This window comes from Mesobacillus sp. S13, from assembly GCF_020422885.1.
Classification (GTDB): Bacteria; Bacillota; Bacilli; order Bacillales; family Cytobacillaceae; genus Mesobacillus; species Mesobacillus selenatarsenatis_A.
This window is the reverse complement of the sequence record NZ_CP084622.1, coordinates 1,618,073-1,635,715: the sequence shown is the minus strand read 5'-3', so window position 1 is coordinate 1,635,715 and position 17,643 is coordinate 1,618,073. Positions and strand designations below refer to the sequence as shown.

The following is a 17,643-nucleotide window of genomic DNA, read 5'->3' as shown; positions in this document are numbered from 1 at the left end:
TATGATAATTATTGATAAGAGGTGTAACAATGAGAGTCAAATGTGTACTGTGCGACAAAATCGAGAATATTAACAGCGATACCCTTCAGGCTAAGCGGCTAAGGAACCGGCCGATCCATACATATATGTGTGAACCATGCAATGAACGAATTGCCGATAAAACAAACAACCGAATCGCCACAGGGAACTTTAAGCTATACCGTTCAAATATAAAGAAGGATGATTGGTGATTGTTTAACCAAATAGGAGTATTGGAATCGGGCAACTAAGCTTCCCCTCCTCTATAAGGGTACGGTTCTTGATGAATCGTATCCTTATGCAAGCTTTTCCTCCTCTATAAGGATTCCGTTCCTTGAGATAGACACCCTTATGCATCCCATTTCTCCTCTATAAGGGTCCCGTTCCTCACGATAGACACCCTTATGCATCCCTTTCACTCTCTATAAGGGTCCCGTTCCTCACGATAGACACCCTTATGCATCCCTTTCACTCCCTATAAGGATCCCGTTCCTCGCGATAGACACCCTTATGCATCACTTTCACTCCCTATAAGGATCCCGTCCCTCACGATAGACACCCTTATGCATCACTTTTCTCCTCTATAAGAGTTCCATTCAAGTATTCCCTCCTTTGTATTAATAAGGTTTTCACCATGCTAAATCACAAAAAAAATCCGCCCATTCCTGGGCGGATTTTTCTCTATTCTTCTTCTGGGTAATTCAAGTATTTGTCAGGTTCTTGCCTGATTTGGTCGAGCATGACTTCAATCAGGTCACGAGGGAAGCGGTATTCCTTAGAATCGCCTTCCTGAATGACTGTGACATAATACATTAATGCGTCTCGTTTTAATTCTTTTGATTCAACATTGTGTTCATCAGCAAGAATTTGCTCGAACAGGTCTGTTGTATCTTTTGCAGCTGTATCTTCTGGCCGAGCGTCGCTGACAATTTTGATGGTCAGCCAATTATAAATTGCATCCTGGAGTGATTTCATTTCCCCAACTCCTATTTGACATTCGCTTCTGCTTTTTTATGCTGGCGCAGCCTGAGCTTGTAAATGATCAGGATAAGCGCTGCGACCACAAGTCCTTCCGTGATGGGAAGGAAAATAGCAAGGAAGGTCAGGACTGTAGAGCCAAGTAACAGAAACACATAGATGACGATACTCTTAAACAATGGCAGCTTCTGTGCGAATCCTAGTTTATATACAAGGATGCTGAGAGCGGCAATTGTAAGGTAAAGCATCCACATACCAACTGTCGGATTTTCATCTACCCTGAATAATGCTGCAAAAAATGATAACCTCTGGCTTACATCCATACTTCTTCCCCCTACTTAATTAAGCTTCAGCGTATTTTTTCTTTTTCGCCTGTCTTTCACGCTCATTCTTATCAAGAATCTTTTTACGGAGTCTGATTGATTCTGGAGTAACTTCGCAATACTCATCCTCATTCAAGTATTCCAAAGATTCTTCAAGAGTCATGATTCTTGGTTTCTTGATGACCGATGTCTGGTCTTTGTTTGCAGAACGAATATTCGTTGCTGCCTTCACTTTTGTGATATTGACAGTGATGTCATTTTCACGAGTGTGCTCGCCGACAATCATGCCTTCATAAATTTCAGTACCTGGCTCAACGAAAATCGTTCCACGGTCTTCTACCTGCATGATACCATAAGTAGATGCCTTTCCGGATTCCATTGATACGAGAACACCCTGGCGGCGTCCGCCTACCTGGCCCTGAAGCATAGGCTGATAGCTGTCGAATGTATGGTTTATGATACCATATCCGCGAGTCAATGTTAAAAATTCTGTTGTGTATCCAATAAGTCCACGTGCCGGTACATTGAAAATCAAGCGAACCTGGCCGCTTCCATTGTTAATCATATCAAGCATTTCGCCTTTACGTGCACCGATCGATTCCATGATTGATCCTGTGTGTTCTTCAGGAACATCGATTTGAACGCGTTCAACTGGTTCAGATCTTACTCCATCGATTTCCCTTACGATAACTTCAGGTTTTGACACTTGAAGCTCGTAGCCTTCACGGCGCATGTTTTCGATCAGGATTGACAAGTGCAGTTCTCCACGGCCAGAAACAATCCACTCATCCGGAGAATCTGTGTTGTCTACTCTAAGACTAACATCGGTTTGCAGCTGTGCGCGAAGTCTTTCTTCGATTTTCCTTGCAGTCAGGTATTTACCCTCACGGCCTGCGAATGGGCTGTTATTGACAAGGAAAGTCATCTGTAATGTCGGCTCATCAATACGTAAAACCGGCAGCGGATCCTGCTGGTCGAATGGACACACAGTTTCACCAACATTGATGTCTTCCATTCCGGATAGAGCAATTAGGTCCCCTGCATGAGCTTCTTGTACTTCCTGACGCTTCAAACCGAAGAAACCAAAGATCTTAGTTACACGGAATTGCTTTACCGAACCGTCAAGCTTCATCAGTGCTACCTGCTGGCCTACTTTCATCGTTCCGCGGAATACACGGCCAATCCCGATTCTTCCCACATAGTCATTGTAGTCAAGAAGGGCAACCTGGAATTGAAGCGGCTCTTCACGGTTATCAACAGGAGCAGGGATATGGTCAACAATTGACTCATACAATGCCTGCATGTTTTCATCCTGTTTTTCAGGATCCATGCTTGCTGTTCCATTGATTGCGGATGCATAAACAACTGGGAACTCAAGCTGATCCTCGTCTGCACCAAGTTCGATGAACAAGTCAAGGACTTCATCTACAACTTCAGCAGGACGAGCAAAATCACGGTCAATCTTGTTCACGACCACGATTGGTGTCAAATGCTGTTCAAGTGCCTTTTTCAAAACAAAGCGTGTTTGCGGCATGCAGCCTTCATAAGCATCGACAACAAGCAAGACGCCGTCAACCATTTTCATGATACGCTCAACTTCGCCGCCAAAATCAGCGTGCCCAGGAGTATCAAGAATGTTAATGCGTGTATCCTTATAAGAAATCGCTGTATTTTTCGCGAGGATGGTAATTCCTCGTTCTCTTTCCAAATCATTTGAATCCATCGCGCGCTCTTCCACATGCTCATTGATACGGAATGTACCTGATTGCTTCAGTAGCTGGTCGACCAATGTCGTTTTACCGTGGTCAACGTGGGCAATGATCGCAATATTTCTAATATCTTCTCTTAATTTCAAAAAAGTCACCCTGCCTTTAATATCGTAATTTATCTATTGGCTTTTTACACAACTTACATATTATAACACAATAAGAGTAGAAACCTAAAAGCATTTTAATGTACAATTAAATATATTATTTATTTGCACCAATTGTCGAATGGAGGGAAACAACTTGAAGCAGATAAAATGGCCATTATTATTTTTCGCATTTGCAGCCGCTTCATGCATGATCGGTATTGGAATCGCAATCGGGGAAAGAAGCATTCTCGGTACTCTCGCGTGTATCGTCGCCCTAGTTTTCGTTATGGGATTCGGTTTTAAGAAAAAAAAGAAGATGAGAGAAGCAGGAGAACTTTAAATTGAATAAAAAAACCGCCTGGATTCCCAGCCGGTCATTCAAGAGGGCGGACCATGATCAAAAATGTTTCGCCCTTGTTTTCTTCTGTTTTGAATTGTTCAAACCCGCAATCTGTAAGGAAGTTGGACCACTCATATTCATCGATTGGGACAGCGGCAAAGATCGCCCGGTTTCCATTCACCATGGACTCCTCTACAAGCTGGTTCAGGATTTCAGATGCGATTCCCCGTCGCCTTTCCTCTGCCTTCACTAATATTGTGCCAAGCCACGGTTTTTTGTTGGAAGGAGCCGCCTCTAGGTGATATGACATTGCTACAGGGCTTGCTGGCTTTTCCCAGATCCTCCATTGACCAGGAAATTCTTCATATTCTTCCAGGTACTCTTCTAAAGTCAAGTTCCCCAATTCATTTTTTCTCCATTTTGAACTAGATGATACTAATTCTTGAAAAAAATCTAAATCCCCATTTTCAAATCGCCGAAAAGTTAAATTCACCATTTTCCATCCTTTAGGTAATTTTCAAGGATTTCTTTGTGAAGGCCTGGCTTTGAGACAAACAGAGAGCTCTGTTGAAGCAAATCGAGTTCGCTCCCTCTAAGATCCGTGGCTTCTCCACCAAGTTCCTTAATCATGATGATACCGGCTGCAATGTCCCATGGTGCAAGCCTTGGCGTCAAATAAGCATCTATTCTGCCCGTTGCAACATACACCATTTCCATGGCCGCAGAACCATAGGAACGTGTTCCCCTCACATCCTTTACAAGGGGGATGAGCAATTCGTGATTGATTCGTTTATTAGGTGCAACCCAGGTAGCGTTGAGAGCGATGATCGCTTCATTGACCTTGGCTTCAGTTAGTTTAGGAATCGATTTTTCGTTTAAATAAACTCCATTCCCTTTTATACAGTGATAGAGTTCATCATGGACCACATCATAAATAAGTCCGATCATTCCTTCACCATCAATATAAATGCCAATGGAAATGGCGAAATTTCGCTGTTGATGAACAAAATTCATGGTTCCATCAATAGGGTCTATAATCCAGACTACTCCTGATAAGGACTTTACTTCGTCCCCATACCCTTCCTCACCCATGATGCGATGGTCAGGGTAGGTACCTTTTATCTTTTCGATAAAATATTGCTCTGTCGCTTTATCAATATCCGTAACCAGGTCATTGGGATTTGATTTTGATGTCACATTTAAAGTTTTAGGAAAAGAAGCCCTGATATTTTCACCAGCTTCTTTGATCCAGCTCTTAGCGTATGTATCGATTTCCTTCAGATTATATTCCATACAGCTTTCCCCCGTTCACTTATTTTTAAGATCATACAAGCTTTTGGAATCTATTTTAGCTTATCGGATTATGTTCAACATCATCAAGTAATAGGATTCCCCCTGGCAACTATATAACATACAAAATAACCAGGATGTTACTCCAGCATCTACGCATATTGCCTGATTTTCTACATCCATTACATAAGAAACGAACTCCATCAGTTTTACAGGAGTTCGTCAAGTGTCTCGTTTTCTGCAGTTTTCCAGTTCAATCATCATAATTTATCTGCTTCTCTCATGGAACATTGTATTACAGAGCTTTTAATCTTAGTAATTCTTGTCGAATCCGTTCAAGTTTCTGTTTGCATTCTTTCATTTTTGATTTATCAGATTCTGACATTGCATCAAAAAGAGTGGCTAATTCATAATCCATTTCCAAACGCAGTACAGCAGTTCTTTGGAGCTCACCATTTCTTTTCCTTGTTGAATTTATAAGTTGTTTCATTCATTTACACTCCTCTATTAAATTTCTGTTTTTTTATTTATTGTATGAATCTCCAATCGTCTATGGTACAAATATGTGCGTATACCCATGGTTCTCGGAAAATGCCTGTCGCTTCTTTTTTTATAAAGATTTTGCTACAATATTTGACAAAGTAGTAGGAGGTTTTTATATTGTCATTTTCAGGTTTTGAACAAGCAGATTTCGATGTTTTTAAAATAGACGGCCTTGATGAACGAATGGATGCTTTAAAGTCCCAGATTCGACCTAAACTGGAAGAACTAGGCCAGCACTTCGCTCCAACCCTCTCAAACATTGCCGGCGATGAGATGCATTACCATGTAGCCAAACATGCCAGGAGGACGAAAAATCCGCCAAAGGATACTTGGGTGGCATTTGCCAGCAATCCAAGAGGCTATAAGATGCTGCCCCATTTCCAGATTGGTTTGTGGGAGACCCATGTCTTTATCTGGTTTGCTGTCATTTACGAAGCACCTGATAAGGAAAACATCGGTAAGAAACTGGAAGAGAACATCGATTCCATCTACACCAGCACACCTAAGGATTTCTATTGGTCAATCGACCATATGAAACCAGAAGCCACTCTTCACAGTGAACTCTCGAAGGAAGAACTTCTTTCCATGTTCAAGCGACTTCAAACTGTGAAAAAAGCTGAAATCCTTTGCGGTCTGAACATCCCTCGTGAGGAAGCCGTCAAGTTAAACAGTGATGAAATGCTTTCGAAAATTGAGTTTGTATTTAAAGAAACATTACCCCTATATAGATTGGCATAAACCATGAAATGAGTAGGCGACTGCCCATTTCCGACAAGAGTCTCAAGGAGATGCGAATCAGTTTTAGACAAAAAGAAAGAGCCCATTTTGCACGGGCTCTTTCTTTGTTCATTCTATTATCTTTTTGGCCTTTTCGGAACGACTTTAATCTTTTCACCGCTACCGGTTTGTTTGATTTCTTTTACTGCCTGGTAAGGGACATAACCACTAACTTCTTCGAATTCATTGAAGAGAGTTTTTTCCTGAGCTTTTCCCGGGACGACTTCTTTAAATCGTCTGTACGCCTGAAGCAGCAAGTCACGGTCAATTCCTTTTTCATAAGCTTTTTCGATGCATTCGTAAAAATGGATGACATCGACAATTTCATCAGTCGACCAGGTATAGTCAATCGGATATTGGTATTCCACTTTATTTCACCTGCTTTTTATGCTGTCTGAGGGATCAGCCTTTCCCGGTTATCCCTTTTCTGTTAATCGATTGTATCGTTATTTATCAGGCAGCGCAAGCAAAGCATAGTGTTACTTGCTCCAGTCTGTTCTGATTTCCTCAGCCTCGTCAATAATCCTGGCAAATAACTGAGCTACTGTAGGAGAGTCTTTTATTAATCCCATCACCTGGCCAGCCCAGCCAAAGCCATGTTCATCATCACCATCATAAATATACTTTCGGTTTGCAGTCCCGCTTATCAATTCTTTTAGATCTTCATAGCCTCCGCCTTGCTTCTCGATTTCAAGGATTCTTTCAGTCAATGGGTTGGCAATCGCTCTTGCTGGCATACCTAATGTTCTTTTTATAACAGTCGTATCGTTTTCACTGCCCTCCACTAGCTTTTGCTTGTACAGTTCATTCGCATGAACGCACTCTTTTGTCGCGATGAAACGGGTCCCCATTTCAATCCCATGGGCCCCCAGGCTTAATGCTGCCATCAAGCCACGGCCATCTCCAATTCCACCAGAAGCAATGACTGGTATTTTGACTGCATCGACAACTGCAGGTATAAGCACCATCGTGCCTATATCACTTTTCCCGAGATGGCCGCCTCCTTCCTGTCCGACAACCATAACTGCGTCTGCTCCCAGCTCTTCTGCTTTTTGGGCTTGCCTCTTCGCTGCCACCAGAACCAATTTTTTAATAGAAGTTCCTTTTAGCTGTTCAAAGATAGGTGCCGGATTGCCACCTGTCATTGATATGACGGGAACATCTTCTTCAATCGCTACATCCAGGTAATGGGAAAATGGCCTTCCATGCTGGCCGATGGCAAAATTAACACCAAATGGCTTATCAGTCAGTTTCCTTACTTTATGTATCTCCGTTCTCAGCGCATCAGGGTCAGGGAGTGACATCGCCGTGATCTGGCCGAGTCCTCCTGCATTCGATACCGCAGCAGCAAGCTCAGAATATGCAAGATACGCGAGTCCTCCCTGGATAATAGGGTATTGTATACCTAATAGGGTCGTTACATCTGTTTTCCAGTTCATATTCCCTCTCCTTCACATTCTTGTATCTTTAATACTTCTATTAAAGAAGCCATATTTCCTGTTTTCTTGAAGCAGGATTGCCGTTTTTCTGGTTATTTTGAAATTCTTTGCAAACACCCTGATTAGTGCTATAATGCATTTGTTTTATTTTTTTAAAAAAGGAACCATAATCATAACCTATAAAAAGGGAATCCAATACGTTAAAGAGGTGTGATCATCAATTGTCACAAAACGAAACACCACTATTCACTAGCCTGTTGAAGCACGCAGAAAAGAACCCAATCCAATTTCATATACCTGGACATAAGAAAGGCAGCGGAATCGATCCTGAGTTCCGAGAATTCATTGGCGATAATGCCCTGTCAATTGACTTGATCAATATCGGTCCGCTCGACGATCTCCATTCCCCTAAAGGAATAATCAAGCAGGCCCAGGAGTTGGCGGCTGATGCTTTCGGTGCAGACCATACTTTCTTTTCAGTTCAGGGGACAAGCGGTGCCATCATGACTATGATCATGACTGTCTGCGGACCTGGGGATAAAATCATCGTTCCACGGAACGTGCACAAATCAATCATGTCCGCAATTGTTTTTTCCGGTGCCATCCCTATTTTCATCCATCCGGAGATTGACAAAAAACTAGGTATTTCCCACGGTATATCAACCGATGCTGTTGAAAAAGCACTTGAGCAGCACCCTGACGCGAAAGGTCTGCTCGTCATTAATCCAACGTATTTTGGTTTTGCAGCTGACCTAAAGAAAATCGTCGAGATCGCCCATTCATATGATGTTCCGGTATTAGTGGATGAGGCACACGGTGTCCATATCCATTTCCATGAGGACCTCCCGCTTTCAGCCATGCAAGCTGGAGCCGATATGGCAGCCACCAGCGTTCATAAGCTTGGCGGATCAATGACTCAAAGCTCCATACTCAATGTAAAAGAAGGCCTTGTTTCAGCCAAACGCGTCCAATCGATCATCAGCATGCTGACGACCACTTCTACCTCATATCTGTTGCTCGCTTCATTGGATACGGCGAGGAGAAGGCTTGCAATTGAAGGAAGGGACATCATTGACAGGACCATCAAGCTGGCGCAATGGATTCGTGGACAGGTAAATGAGATCGAACATCTCTACTGTCCTGGTGAAGACCTGCTTGGAACTAATGCCACTTTTGATTTTGACCCGACAAAAGTACTCATCAGCATCAAGGATCTTAATATTACAGGTTATGAAGTCGAGAAATGGCTTCGCGAAAAATACAATATCGAAGTGGAACTCTCTGATTTGTACAATATCCTGTGTATCATTACACCAGGTGACACCCAAAAGGAAGCAGAAATACTTGTTCAGGCATTACGTGAACTTTCTAGTGAATTCCACCATTTAGCCGAAAAAGTCCATGCCGAAGTCATGCTTCCTGATATTCCTTTGCTGGCATTGACACCTAGAGATGCATTTTATGCGGATACAGAGGTTATTCCTGTCGAGGAATCAGAAGGACGGATCATTGCAGAGTTCGTCATGGTTTATCCGCCTGGAATTCCAATTTTCATTCCAGGAGAAATCATCACTCAAGAAAACCTTTTATATATCAAAACAAATATGGAAGCCGGCCTTCCAGTACAAGGACCAGAGGATGATGAGCTTAAATCTTTCAGGGTAATCAAGGAACATAAAGCAATACGATAACATCAAGCCAGTCAAGACGAAACGATGTAAAAAGAATAGACAAAAAAGGGCATGCAGCAGGCATGCCCTTTTATCTATTCTTATCTTTCCTCTGCTCCTTCATGATCGCAGCAGTTGCACTTTTTTGAATATAAAACCGTTACTTTCTCATCTTCGAAATGGTCAATTGTAGCATTGCAAGTTTGACAAACGATTGTGCCCATCTTTTCAAACTCCTTTTCGTTTTGAATTTTGAAAGCGCTTCATCAATATCTAATTATATAATAATATAACACTATTAAGATTTCAAGCCTAAACTGTATAACACTTTTATTTTTTTGTATGGTAATTTTTATTATATGTACCCATTATATATGTTCATAAAACAATTAGTATGACACTATTCATCTGGATTTCTGTATAAAAAAAACTAAAAACAGGCCTCTGTTGGCCTGCTCTCGTCTCTGCTTATTCGTACTGAGTCTGGAATGGCGCTGTTGGCAATTCTTCATTGAAAAATAATGCAAGGTCCTCAGCCTGCCGGACTTCAGTAATATGGAATGCTTTCTGCAAATATTCTACGTCTTCAATGTCCTTAGGGTCGAGGAGTGCTGAACGCCCCGTCTGCATGCAAACTACAAGTGGTTTCCCGAAAAACATATTGGTATATACGATTCCAAAGTCATAACGAGTATCATAAGTAGTGAACCCCACAAACCTGACGTGAACCTTTTCGTGCTCATCATAAAGCTTATCGAATAGTTCCATATGCCTCCTCCTTTTTTAATTAAATATTTAGAATATTATTATAATTTATTTTTGAAAAAAAGGCAAGTGCCTTAAAAGCTAAAAAGCTTTTATTCTATTGTCAACGCTTTTTCAGGAGTGATAAAATGAGGAAGAATAGATAGGAAAAGGGGATTGGACGATGTCTAGTAATGCTTATATCAAACTTGTTCCATCATCATCTCAGCAAGCCATTTCCACAGAAGAATTAAAGAATTTATTTCATTACTATAAGGAAATTACCGCTAAAACTGGCGATCAGGTTGATTGGAATTATGAAAATTCCGCATTTCCTTATGAATTGAAGGAAAAAGAAGATGGCAAAGGCAAATGGTTCTACCTGGAATCATCACAGGACCGTTATAATGCGATTCTGATTGGTGTTGACACAGAGGCGGTTTTCGAGGAAGACGGGACCGAACGCGAGCAATCATACATACAAATAACCCTGCCTCCGACAGCAACTGCAGGTGACAAGGGAAAAGCAAATGAATTCAGCAAATTCATCGGTAAAAAACTTCAAGGTGAGCTTCATTTATTCAATGGTAGAGTTATGTATTTCTATCCTCGAAAATAGCGAATGATCCTTCTCGTACACTTGCATGATTCCGAATAAAAGTTAAGATTTAATGAAATAGACTGTTTAGACATAAGAAACGGCTGCTACTGGGCAGCCGTTTCTTTATTTGCTGGAGTTTCAATGAGTTCAGGATCAACGATTTTATATCCTTTGTCTTGCAGGCCTTTTACGATATCGCCCAGCGCTGCGCTCGTCCAATCGCGGTCATGCATCAGCAAATTCGCCCCATTCCGAAGCAATGGCGTATTTACCATAATATCCGCAAGAGCGTCCTTTGATTGATAATCCTTTTCCCAATCATATCCATAGGTCCAGTTCATCAGCAGCATTTTTTCATCTGCAGCCAGTTGCTTGCTATAGTCCGTATTCATTCCGAACGGAGCCCTGAAAAATTGCGGCCTTTCGCCAATGAGTTCTTCCACCCTGTCATTCAGATCAACAATCTCTTTCCTTTGCTGTTCTTCTGTTAAGTCTCTTAATGATTTATGATTGTATGTATGATTCCCAATCGGAAAGCCCATTTGATGAATCTGTTTCAGGATCTCCCCTTCTTCCGGAGTATCAAGGAAGTGTCCATTCACAAAAAAGATGGCTTTTACATTCAATCCTTTTAACGTTTTGGCCATTTCAAGAGCATTTTTGTCAGGTGCATCATCTATTGTCAATAGAACGACCTTTTCATCAGGGTTGGAAATATTTTGGATGGAAAAATCGCCTTTCATTATGTACTGCGGTGATGCCTGTACCACTTCTTCGCTCTTTGCCTCTTCTTCAGGTGATTCTTTTGTTACTTCCTCAACTTCTGTTTCTGTCTTCACTTCTGAAGCTTTTCCCTCTTCCTTGACTGTCTCATGTTTTTCTTGACTAGTGCCTGTTGCCTTCTGTGATTCTTGCGTGTCCCCGCATCCTGCTAAAGTAATCGCAGCTGCTATTGCTAATGCTAGATTTTTTTTCACGTCTTTCCCCTCCTGCTGTGTAATGACAAGGCTGATGGCTTATGTGATTAGGTTCTCGGTATTTCAGGAAATTCAAATGGAAGAAATAAAAGACATTGTCATATGAATCGATACATAAATAACAAGGCTCAATAGCGTTATGAAAAAGGTCTTTCTCGTCGATTTCATTATTTGATTGCCTATGATTATGGCTAAATAGAAAAATACAAAGAACATAATACCATTATAAATTGGATGATCGTGTTTGGATAGCCATTCGATTAAGGTAAATCCACTCCAGATCATGAATTGAAGCAGCAACACTGCATACACCTTCAAACTCTCCACCACCATGTCTAAATTATCTTTTTCCCCAGTCGCGATAGGATAAACATTCATCTCTTTTTACTAGTATATGTCTGGATGAAGAGGATATTTTTCAATTATGTAACAAATCAATAACATTCCATTCTTTTGGAAATTGCTGTGATAGAATATGGACAAACAGTTACAAGTGGTGAAAAATCATTCCGAAAAAAGTGAGGCAAAGATAAATGAAAAGTTTGTCTTTTGTTTTTGTCGCAACATTCCTATTTCTTACGGCATCATGCAACCCAGTCAATAATTCAGATCAATTGGAGCTTAATGGAGATATAAAACAAGTCGTTTTCTTTTCTGATGATGAAAACTATAAACACGAAGCTTCCTACTATGACGCAATTATAGAATTGAAAAAAGAATACCCTGCTGCATTTGATGATATTGTTGTCATACCCGCAGCGAACGCGAATAAATATTATGACCTTTTTAAAGTAAAGCAGTTTCCTGCCATCTTAATTGTCCACCATGACGAGGTCATCGCTAACGTGAATGGCCATGTAACAAAGGATCAGATTATCGAACCATTATCAGCCGTACTGAATAATGAATAAAAAAAATCCTTTCCGATTACGGAAAGGATTTCTTTATTTCAAATCAGAAAGAGCTTTTCATATTATTTAACAATATGGATTGGATTTCCTAACGCTACTTCTGCAGCTTCCATTGTAATCTCACCAAGAGTTGGGTGAGCGTGGATTGTCATTGCTAGGTCTTCAGCAGTCATGCCTGCTTCAATTGCAAGACCAAGCTCTGCGATCATGTCAGAAGCATTCGGTCCAGCGATTTGTGCACCGATGACAATATCGTCTTCCTTACGTGTGATCAGCTTCAGGAAGCCGTCTGTCTGGTTAAGCGATAGTGCACGGCCATTTGCAGCAAATGGGAATTTAGCTGCTGTAATATCGATGCCAGCATCTTTCGCTTCCTTTTCAGAATAGCCAACTGATGCTAGTTCTGGATCAGAGAATACGACTGCCGGAATAGCCAGGTAGTCGATTTCTGAAGGATGTCCAGCGATAGCTTCAGCAGCAATTTTACCTTCGTAAGAAGCTTTATGTGCTAGTGGCGGTCCTTCGACGATGTCACCAATTGCGTAGATATTGCTTACATTTGTGCGGCACTGTTTGTCGATTTTAATGACGCCACGGTCAGACATCTCGATGCCAACCTGCTCAAGGCCTAGTTCGTCAGTGTTAGGCTTTCTTCCTACCATGACAAACACATAATCTGCTTCAATTTTCTTTTCTTCTCCGTTTGCTTCGTATGAAACCGTTACGCCAGTGTCAGTTTCTTCAACGCCTTTAGCAAGGGCCTTAGTAATGATCTCGGCACCCTTCTTCTTCAGGTTGCGTTTGACTAGAGCTGACATTTGCTTTTCGAAACCATTAAGGATTTCGTCCGCACCTTCAAGGATTGTTACCTTAGTTCCAAAGCTAGCGTATGCTCCGCCCAGCTCAGTTCCAATGTATCCTCCGCCAATAACGACGATGCTTCCTGGAAGTTCCTGAAGGTTAAGCGCTCCAGTAGAATCAAGCACACGCTTTGAGTACTTAAATGCAGGAATCTCGATTGGACGAGATCCAGTTGCGATGATTGCATTTTTGAAAGTATATGTCTGTGCTGAATTTTCATCCATGACACGGATCGTATTGGAATCAACGAAATATGCTTCGCCTCTAACGATATCGATTTTGTTGCCTTTCAACAAGCCTTCAACACCGCCAGTGAGTTTCTTGACCACTCCAGCCTTGAACTCCTGGACTTTAGAGAAATCAAGCGTTACATTTTCAGCTTTGATACCCATATCTTCAGAATGCAAAGCATTTTCGTATCTATGGCCTGCAGAAATCAAAGCTTTTGAAGGAATACATCCTACATTCAGGCACACTCCGCCAAGTGTTGCTTTTTCTACGATTGTTACTTTTTGGCCCAGCTGGGCAGCGCGAATCGCTGCCACATATCCGCCAGGGCCGGCACCAATGACAAGAGTATCAGTTTCGATTGGAAAATCTCCTACTACCATTTATTACCCCTCCATTAACAATAGTTCTGGATCGTTCAACAGGCGCTTGATGTGATTTAAAGCGTGCTGTGCTGTAGCGCCGTCAATCATGCGATGATCGAAGCTTAGGGAAAGCGCTAGTACAGGAGCAGCAACGATTTCTCCATTCTTTACCACAGGCTTTTCAGCAATGCGGCCGATTCCAAGGATCGCAACTTCTGGATGGTTTATAACTGGAGTGAACCATTGTCCGCCAGCAGAACCAATATTCGTGATCGTGCAAGAAGCACCTTTCATTTCATCTGGGGCTAACTTGCCATCACGAGCTTTTCCAGCTAGTTCATTAATTTCATTAGAGATTGAGAATACAGATTTGCGGTCAGCGTCCTTAACGACCGGAACAAGCAAGCCTTTATCTGTATCTGCTGCAATACCAATATTATAGTAGTGCTTGTGAACGATTTCGCTTGTCGCATCATCTAATGATGTGTTCAATGCTGGATATTCACGCAATGCGCTTGTTAATGCTTTTACCACATAAGGAAGGAATGTAAGCTTGATTCCTTTCTCTGCAGCAACTTCCTTGAACTTCTTTCGGTGTGCAACTAGCTTCGCTACGTCCACTTCGTCCATTAAAGTAACGTGTGGCGCTGTATGCTTGGAGTTAACCATAGCCTTAGCGATTGCTTTCCTGATTCCGCTCATTTTCTCGCGTGTCTCAGGGTATTGCCCTTCTGGAATTGCCTGTGCAGCAGCAGCCTTTGGTGCCTCTTCAGCTTGAGGTGCCTCAGCTTGGTCTGCCTGTGTTGTTGCAGCTGCTGGTGCTCCTCCACTTAGGAAGCTTTCAATATCTGCCTTCACGATACGGCCATTCTTTCCTGATCCAGGAACCTGGCGGATGTCTACGCCCTTTTCACGAGCATATTTTCGGACAGATGGCATTGCAACGATACGGCGGTTAGGGTCAACCTCAGCTTGCGGGGCAGCCGCTGCGCCAGCACCAGTCGAGCCCTCAGCAGCAGGAGCTTCTGTTGCTTCCTTCTCAACTTTTTGTCCTGACTCTAATGTAGATTGAACCTGTGCTTCAGTCTTTTCTTGTTTAGGCTGCTCAGCTGGTGTATCTTCATCTTCACCTTTGAACTTAAGGTGCTCGTAGCCTGGAGCATCAAACGTAACCAGAACCTGTCCTACTGTCGCTACAGTTCCTTCATCTACTAATACTTCTTCGACTGTACCAGCAACTGGCGAAGGAATTTCTACTACTGCTTTATCATTTTGAACTTCGCAAAGTACGTCGTCTTCCTGAACTTTATCGCCAGGTTTTACGAACCACTTGACTATTTCACCTTCGTGAATACCTTCACCGATGTCTGGCAGCTTAAATTGGAATGCCAATGGAATTCACCCTCCTAAGTTTTTAAACCAAATTAATTTCAGTGTCTATTTAGAATGTAAGTACTTTTTTAGCTGTTTCAATTACGTCTTTGTAGTTAGGCAGCCAAACAGATTCAGCTTGAGAGAATGCAAATACTGTATCAGGAGCTGCTACACGCAAGACTGGTGCCTCAAGGCTAAGGATTGCACGGTCGTTGATTTCTGCAACAATCTGTCCAGCCATACCAGCTTGTTTTTGAGCTTCCTGTACGACAATCGCTCTTCCTGTTTTTTCAACAGAAGCGATGATCGTTTCAATATCAAAAGGCATTACTGTTCTTAAGTCGATTACTTCTACAGAGAATCCTTCTTTTTCAAGCTCTTCCGCTGCCTTTAGTGATTCGTGGACCATTGCACCATAAGTGATGATTGACAGGTCTTTACCTTCACGCTTGACATCTGCTTTTCCTAGTGGAATTGTGTACTCTTCTTCAGGTACTTCCTGACGGAAAGAGCGGTACAGCTTCATGTGCTCAAGGAAAATGACTGGATCATTATCACGAATTGATGAGATCAACAATCCTTTTGCGTCATAAGGAGTTGAAGGGATAACGACTTTTAAGCCAGGCTGTTGTGCAACCATTCCTTCAAGGCTGTCAGCGTGCATCTCTGGAGTATGTACGCCTCCCCCGAATGGCGAGCGAATTGTTACTGGTGAGCTGTAGCGGCCGCCTGAACGGTAACGCATACGAGCCATTTGTCCTGCAATGGAATCCATAACTTCAAAGACAAAGCCGAAGAATTGGATTTCAGGAACTGGACGGTAACCTTGCAGCGCAAGACCGATTGCCAATCCGCCGATACCGGATTCTGCTAGTGGTGTATCGAATACACGGTCTTCACCGAATTCATTTTGCAGACCTTCAGTCGCACGGAATACACCGCCGTTTACGCCAACGTCTTCCCCGAATACTAGTACGTTTGGATCGTTCTTCATTTCAACGCGAAGAGCGTCTGTAATTGCTTGAATCATTGTCATTTGAGCCATGGCTTACTTCGACTCCTTCTCTTTATATATTTCATACTGTTCTTTTAAGTAGTCAGGCATTTCTTCATACATGATTTCCATTAGGTCAGTTACTTTTTGCTTAGGAGTATCATCTGCTTCTTTAATAGCGTTCTTGATTTCTTCCTTAGCTCTTTCGATTGTTTCGTTTTCCATCTCTTCAGTCCAAAGATTTTTCTTCTCAAGGAACTTGCGGAAACGAACCAATGGATCTTTCTTTTCCCACTCATTGTCCAGGTCAGCTGTACGGTAACGAGTTGGGTCATCACCAGCCATTGTATGTGGACCATAACGGTAAGTCATTGTTTCGATCAATGTAGGGCCTTCGCCGTTAACTGCGCGCTTACGTGCCTCAAGAGTGACAGCGTAAACGGCAAGTGGATCCATTCCGTCTACCTGGATACCAGGGATACCAGCAGCAACAGCCTTTTGAGCGATTGTTTCTGCAGCAGTCTGCTTTTCAACTGGAGTTGAAATAGCGAAACGGTTATTTTGGACGAAGAAGATTGCTGGGGCTTTGTAAGCACCCGCAAAGTTGATACCTTCGTAGAAATCACCCTGTGATGATCCGCCATCACCTGTGTAAGTTACGGCAACTGCTTTTGTTCCGCGCTTTTTCATACCAAGAGCAACACCAGCTGCCTGGATGTATTGCGCACCAATGATGATTTGTGGAGAAATGACATTTACACCTTCAGGAATTTGATTACCCTTGAAGTGTCCGCGTGAGAATAGGAAAGCTTGTGTCAGCGGAAGTCCATGCCAAATCATTTGTGGAACATCACGGTATCCTGGAAGAATGAAATCTTCTTTTTCAAGTGCGAATTGTGATGCAAGCTGGGAAGCTTCTTGTCCTGCAGTAGGAGCATAGAACCCTAGACGCCCCTGGCGGTTCAATGAAATGGAACGCTGGTCCAAAATCCTTGTATAAACCATACGCTTCATTAATTCTTGTAATTGCTCATCTGAAAGCTCAGGCATTGCCGATTCATTTACGACTTCGCCCTCTTCATTCAAAATCTGGAACATCTCGAATTGACTTTCAATCTTTTCGAGTTGCTTCATTGCATCAACAGTGTTGTTTTTTGTTTTAGATGCCATCAGAGCCACCTCTTCCTTTCATTACTTCATGAATTTTAAATTGAATATACAAAAATAGGTTACCCAATATCAGGATAAACTTCCCCGGGTTTCTAAATACCTGTCAGAGCTGAATTGTTTTTTCTTGGCGTTTCACTAATGGTTCAGAAGGTTTTTCAATAAAAACTTTGCTTGACCACTATATG

At 42.2% G+C, this 17,643-nt stretch carries 21 protein-coding genes; 6 read left to right on the top strand and 15 right to left on the bottom strand.

What is annotated here, in order from left to right; genetic code table 11:
• The first annotated feature begins 29 nt into the window (after positions 1–29).
• Positions 30–230, top strand: a complete 201-nt coding sequence (locus tag LGO15_RS08175) for a YlaI family protein (RefSeq protein WP_167831872.1) — start codon at positions 30–32, stop codon at positions 228–230.
• Between the two features lie 469 nt (positions 231–699).
• On the opposite strand, the gene LGO15_RS08170 is transcribed toward LGO15_RS08175, so the two are convergent.
• Genes LGO15_RS08170 through typA form a run of 3 tightly spaced genes read right to left on the bottom strand, consistent with a single transcriptional unit; the run spans position 700 to position 3,174 of the window.
• Positions 700–993, bottom strand: a complete 294-nt coding sequence (locus tag LGO15_RS08170; protein WP_226087297.1) for a hypothetical protein — start codon at positions 991–993, stop codon at positions 700–702.
• A gap of 11 nt (positions 994–1,004) precedes the next feature.
• The gene (locus tag LGO15_RS08165; RefSeq protein ID WP_167831874.1) at positions 1,005–1,319 is read right to left on the bottom strand and encodes a YlaH-like family protein; all 315 of its coding nucleotides are present in this window, start codon (positions 1,317–1,319) and stop codon (positions 1,005–1,007) included.
• Positions 1,320–1,338: 19 nt separating this feature from the next.
• Positions 1,339–3,174 carry a translational GTPase TypA gene (gene typA, locus LGO15_RS08160; RefSeq protein WP_167831875.1) on the bottom strand — a complete coding sequence of 612 codons (1,836 nt, stop codon included), beginning with the start codon at positions 3,172–3,174 and terminating at the stop codon, positions 1,339–1,341.
• A 154-nt stretch (positions 3,175–3,328) separates the two neighbouring features.
• On the opposite strand from typA, the gene LGO15_RS08155 reads away from it, so the two are divergent.
• Positions 3,329–3,514 (top strand): YlaF family protein, encoded by a 186-nt coding sequence (locus LGO15_RS08155; RefSeq protein ID WP_167831876.1) that lies wholly within the window; start codon positions 3,329–3,331, stop codon positions 3,512–3,514.
• Between the two features lie 34 nt (positions 3,515–3,548).
• Here LGO15_RS08155 and LGO15_RS08150 read toward each other — a convergent pair whose 3' ends face one another.
• From LGO15_RS08150 to LGO15_RS08140, 3 genes are all read right to left on the bottom strand, one after another.
• Positions 3,549–3,917, bottom strand: coding sequence for a GNAT family N-acetyltransferase (locus tag LGO15_RS08150; protein ID WP_226087296.1), 369 nt, complete (start codon positions 3,915–3,917; stop codon positions 3,549–3,551).
• An 86-nt stretch (positions 3,918–4,003) separates the two neighbouring features.
• Entirely contained in the window at positions 4,004–4,807 is an 804-nt protein-coding gene (locus LGO15_RS08145) for an inositol monophosphatase family protein (protein ID WP_226087295.1), read from the bottom strand.
• Between the two features lie 292 nt (positions 4,808–5,099).
• Positions 5,100–5,294, bottom strand: a complete 195-nt coding sequence (locus tag LGO15_RS08140; RefSeq protein ID WP_167831879.1) for a hypothetical protein — start codon at positions 5,292–5,294, stop codon at positions 5,100–5,102.
• Between the two features lie 170 nt (positions 5,295–5,464).
• Between LGO15_RS08140 and LGO15_RS08135 the strand changes: the two genes are divergently transcribed.
• Positions 5,465–6,085, top strand: a complete 621-nt coding sequence (locus LGO15_RS08135) for a YktB family protein (RefSeq protein ID WP_226087294.1) — start codon at positions 5,465–5,467, stop codon at positions 6,083–6,085.
• A gap of 116 nt (positions 6,086–6,201) precedes the next feature.
• Here the strand turns inward: LGO15_RS08135 and LGO15_RS08130 are convergent, their stop codons facing one another.
• Positions 6,202–6,492, bottom strand: coding sequence for a UPF0223 family protein (locus tag LGO15_RS08130; RefSeq protein WP_226087293.1), 291 nt, complete (start codon positions 6,490–6,492; stop codon positions 6,202–6,204).
• A 111-nt stretch (positions 6,493–6,603) separates the two neighbouring features.
• A complete protein-coding gene (locus LGO15_RS08125) occupies positions 6,604–7,563 on the bottom strand; it encodes an NAD(P)H-dependent flavin oxidoreductase (RefSeq protein ID WP_226087292.1) in 960 nt (319 codons plus the stop codon).
• A gap of 221 nt (positions 7,564–7,784) precedes the next feature.
• On the opposite strand from LGO15_RS08125, the gene LGO15_RS08120 reads away from it, so the two are divergent.
• The gene (locus tag LGO15_RS08120; protein ID WP_226087291.1) at positions 7,785–9,254 is read left to right on the top strand and encodes an aminotransferase class I/II-fold pyridoxal phosphate-dependent enzyme; all 1,470 of its coding nucleotides are present in this window, start codon (positions 7,785–7,787) and stop codon (positions 9,252–9,254) included.
• An 80-nt stretch (positions 9,255–9,334) separates the two neighbouring features.
• Here LGO15_RS08120 and LGO15_RS08115 read toward each other — a convergent pair whose 3' ends face one another.
• Together LGO15_RS08115 and LGO15_RS08110 are read right to left on the bottom strand one after the other, a co-directional pair.
• Entirely contained in the window at positions 9,335–9,457 is a 123-nt protein-coding gene (locus LGO15_RS08115) for a GapA-binding peptide SR1P (protein ID WP_023615067.1), read from the bottom strand.
• Positions 9,458–9,701: 244 nt separating this feature from the next.
• Complete coding sequence (locus LGO15_RS08110; protein ID WP_041966361.1) at positions 9,702–10,001, bottom strand: DUF3055 domain-containing protein; 300 nt, start codon at positions 9,999–10,001, stop codon at positions 9,702–9,704.
• Between the two features lie 160 nt (positions 10,002–10,161).
• Between LGO15_RS08110 and LGO15_RS08105 the strand changes: the two genes are divergently transcribed.
• Complete coding sequence (locus LGO15_RS08105) at positions 10,162–10,596, top strand: DUF1885 family protein (RefSeq protein ID WP_167831884.1); 435 nt, start codon at positions 10,162–10,164, stop codon at positions 10,594–10,596.
• A gap of 86 nt (positions 10,597–10,682) precedes the next feature.
• Here the strand turns inward: LGO15_RS08105 and LGO15_RS08100 are convergent, their stop codons facing one another.
• Positions 10,683–11,555, bottom strand: coding sequence for a polysaccharide deacetylase family protein (locus LGO15_RS08100; protein ID WP_226087290.1), 873 nt, complete (start codon positions 11,553–11,555; stop codon positions 10,683–10,685).
• Positions 11,556–12,088: 533 nt separating this feature from the next.
• On the opposite strand from LGO15_RS08100, the gene LGO15_RS08090 reads away from it, so the two are divergent.
• Positions 12,089–12,466 carry a small peptidoglycan-associated lipoprotein gene (locus tag LGO15_RS08090; protein ID WP_167831886.1) on the top strand — a complete coding sequence of 126 codons (378 nt, stop codon included), beginning with the start codon at positions 12,089–12,091 and terminating at the stop codon, positions 12,464–12,466.
• A 62-nt stretch (positions 12,467–12,528) separates the two neighbouring features.
• On the opposite strand, the gene lpdA is transcribed toward LGO15_RS08090, so the two are convergent.
• From lpdA to pdhA, 4 genes are read right to left on the bottom strand one after another with little or no spacing between them, the layout of a single operon-like run.
• On the bottom strand, positions 12,529–13,938 hold the full coding sequence (lpdA, locus tag LGO15_RS08085; protein ID WP_167831887.1) for a dihydrolipoyl dehydrogenase: 1,410 nt from the start codon (positions 13,936–13,938) through the stop codon (positions 12,529–12,531).
• Positions 13,939–13,941: 3 nt separating this feature from the next.
• Positions 13,942–15,312 carry a dihydrolipoamide acetyltransferase family protein gene (locus tag LGO15_RS08080; RefSeq protein WP_226087289.1) on the bottom strand — a complete coding sequence of 457 codons (1,371 nt, stop codon included), beginning with the start codon at positions 15,310–15,312 and terminating at the stop codon, positions 13,942–13,944.
• 49 nt (positions 15,313–15,361) lie between these two features.
• The gene (locus LGO15_RS08075) at positions 15,362–16,339 is read right to left on the bottom strand and encodes an alpha-ketoacid dehydrogenase subunit beta (protein ID WP_167831889.1); all 978 of its coding nucleotides are present in this window, start codon (positions 16,337–16,339) and stop codon (positions 15,362–15,364) included.
• A gap of 3 nt (positions 16,340–16,342) precedes the next feature.
• The gene (gene pdhA / locus LGO15_RS08070; protein WP_167831890.1) at positions 16,343–17,458 is read right to left on the bottom strand and encodes a pyruvate dehydrogenase (acetyl-transferring) E1 component subunit alpha; all 1,116 of its coding nucleotides are present in this window, start codon (positions 17,456–17,458) and stop codon (positions 16,343–16,345) included.
• Positions 17,459–17,643: the final 185 nt, after the last annotated feature.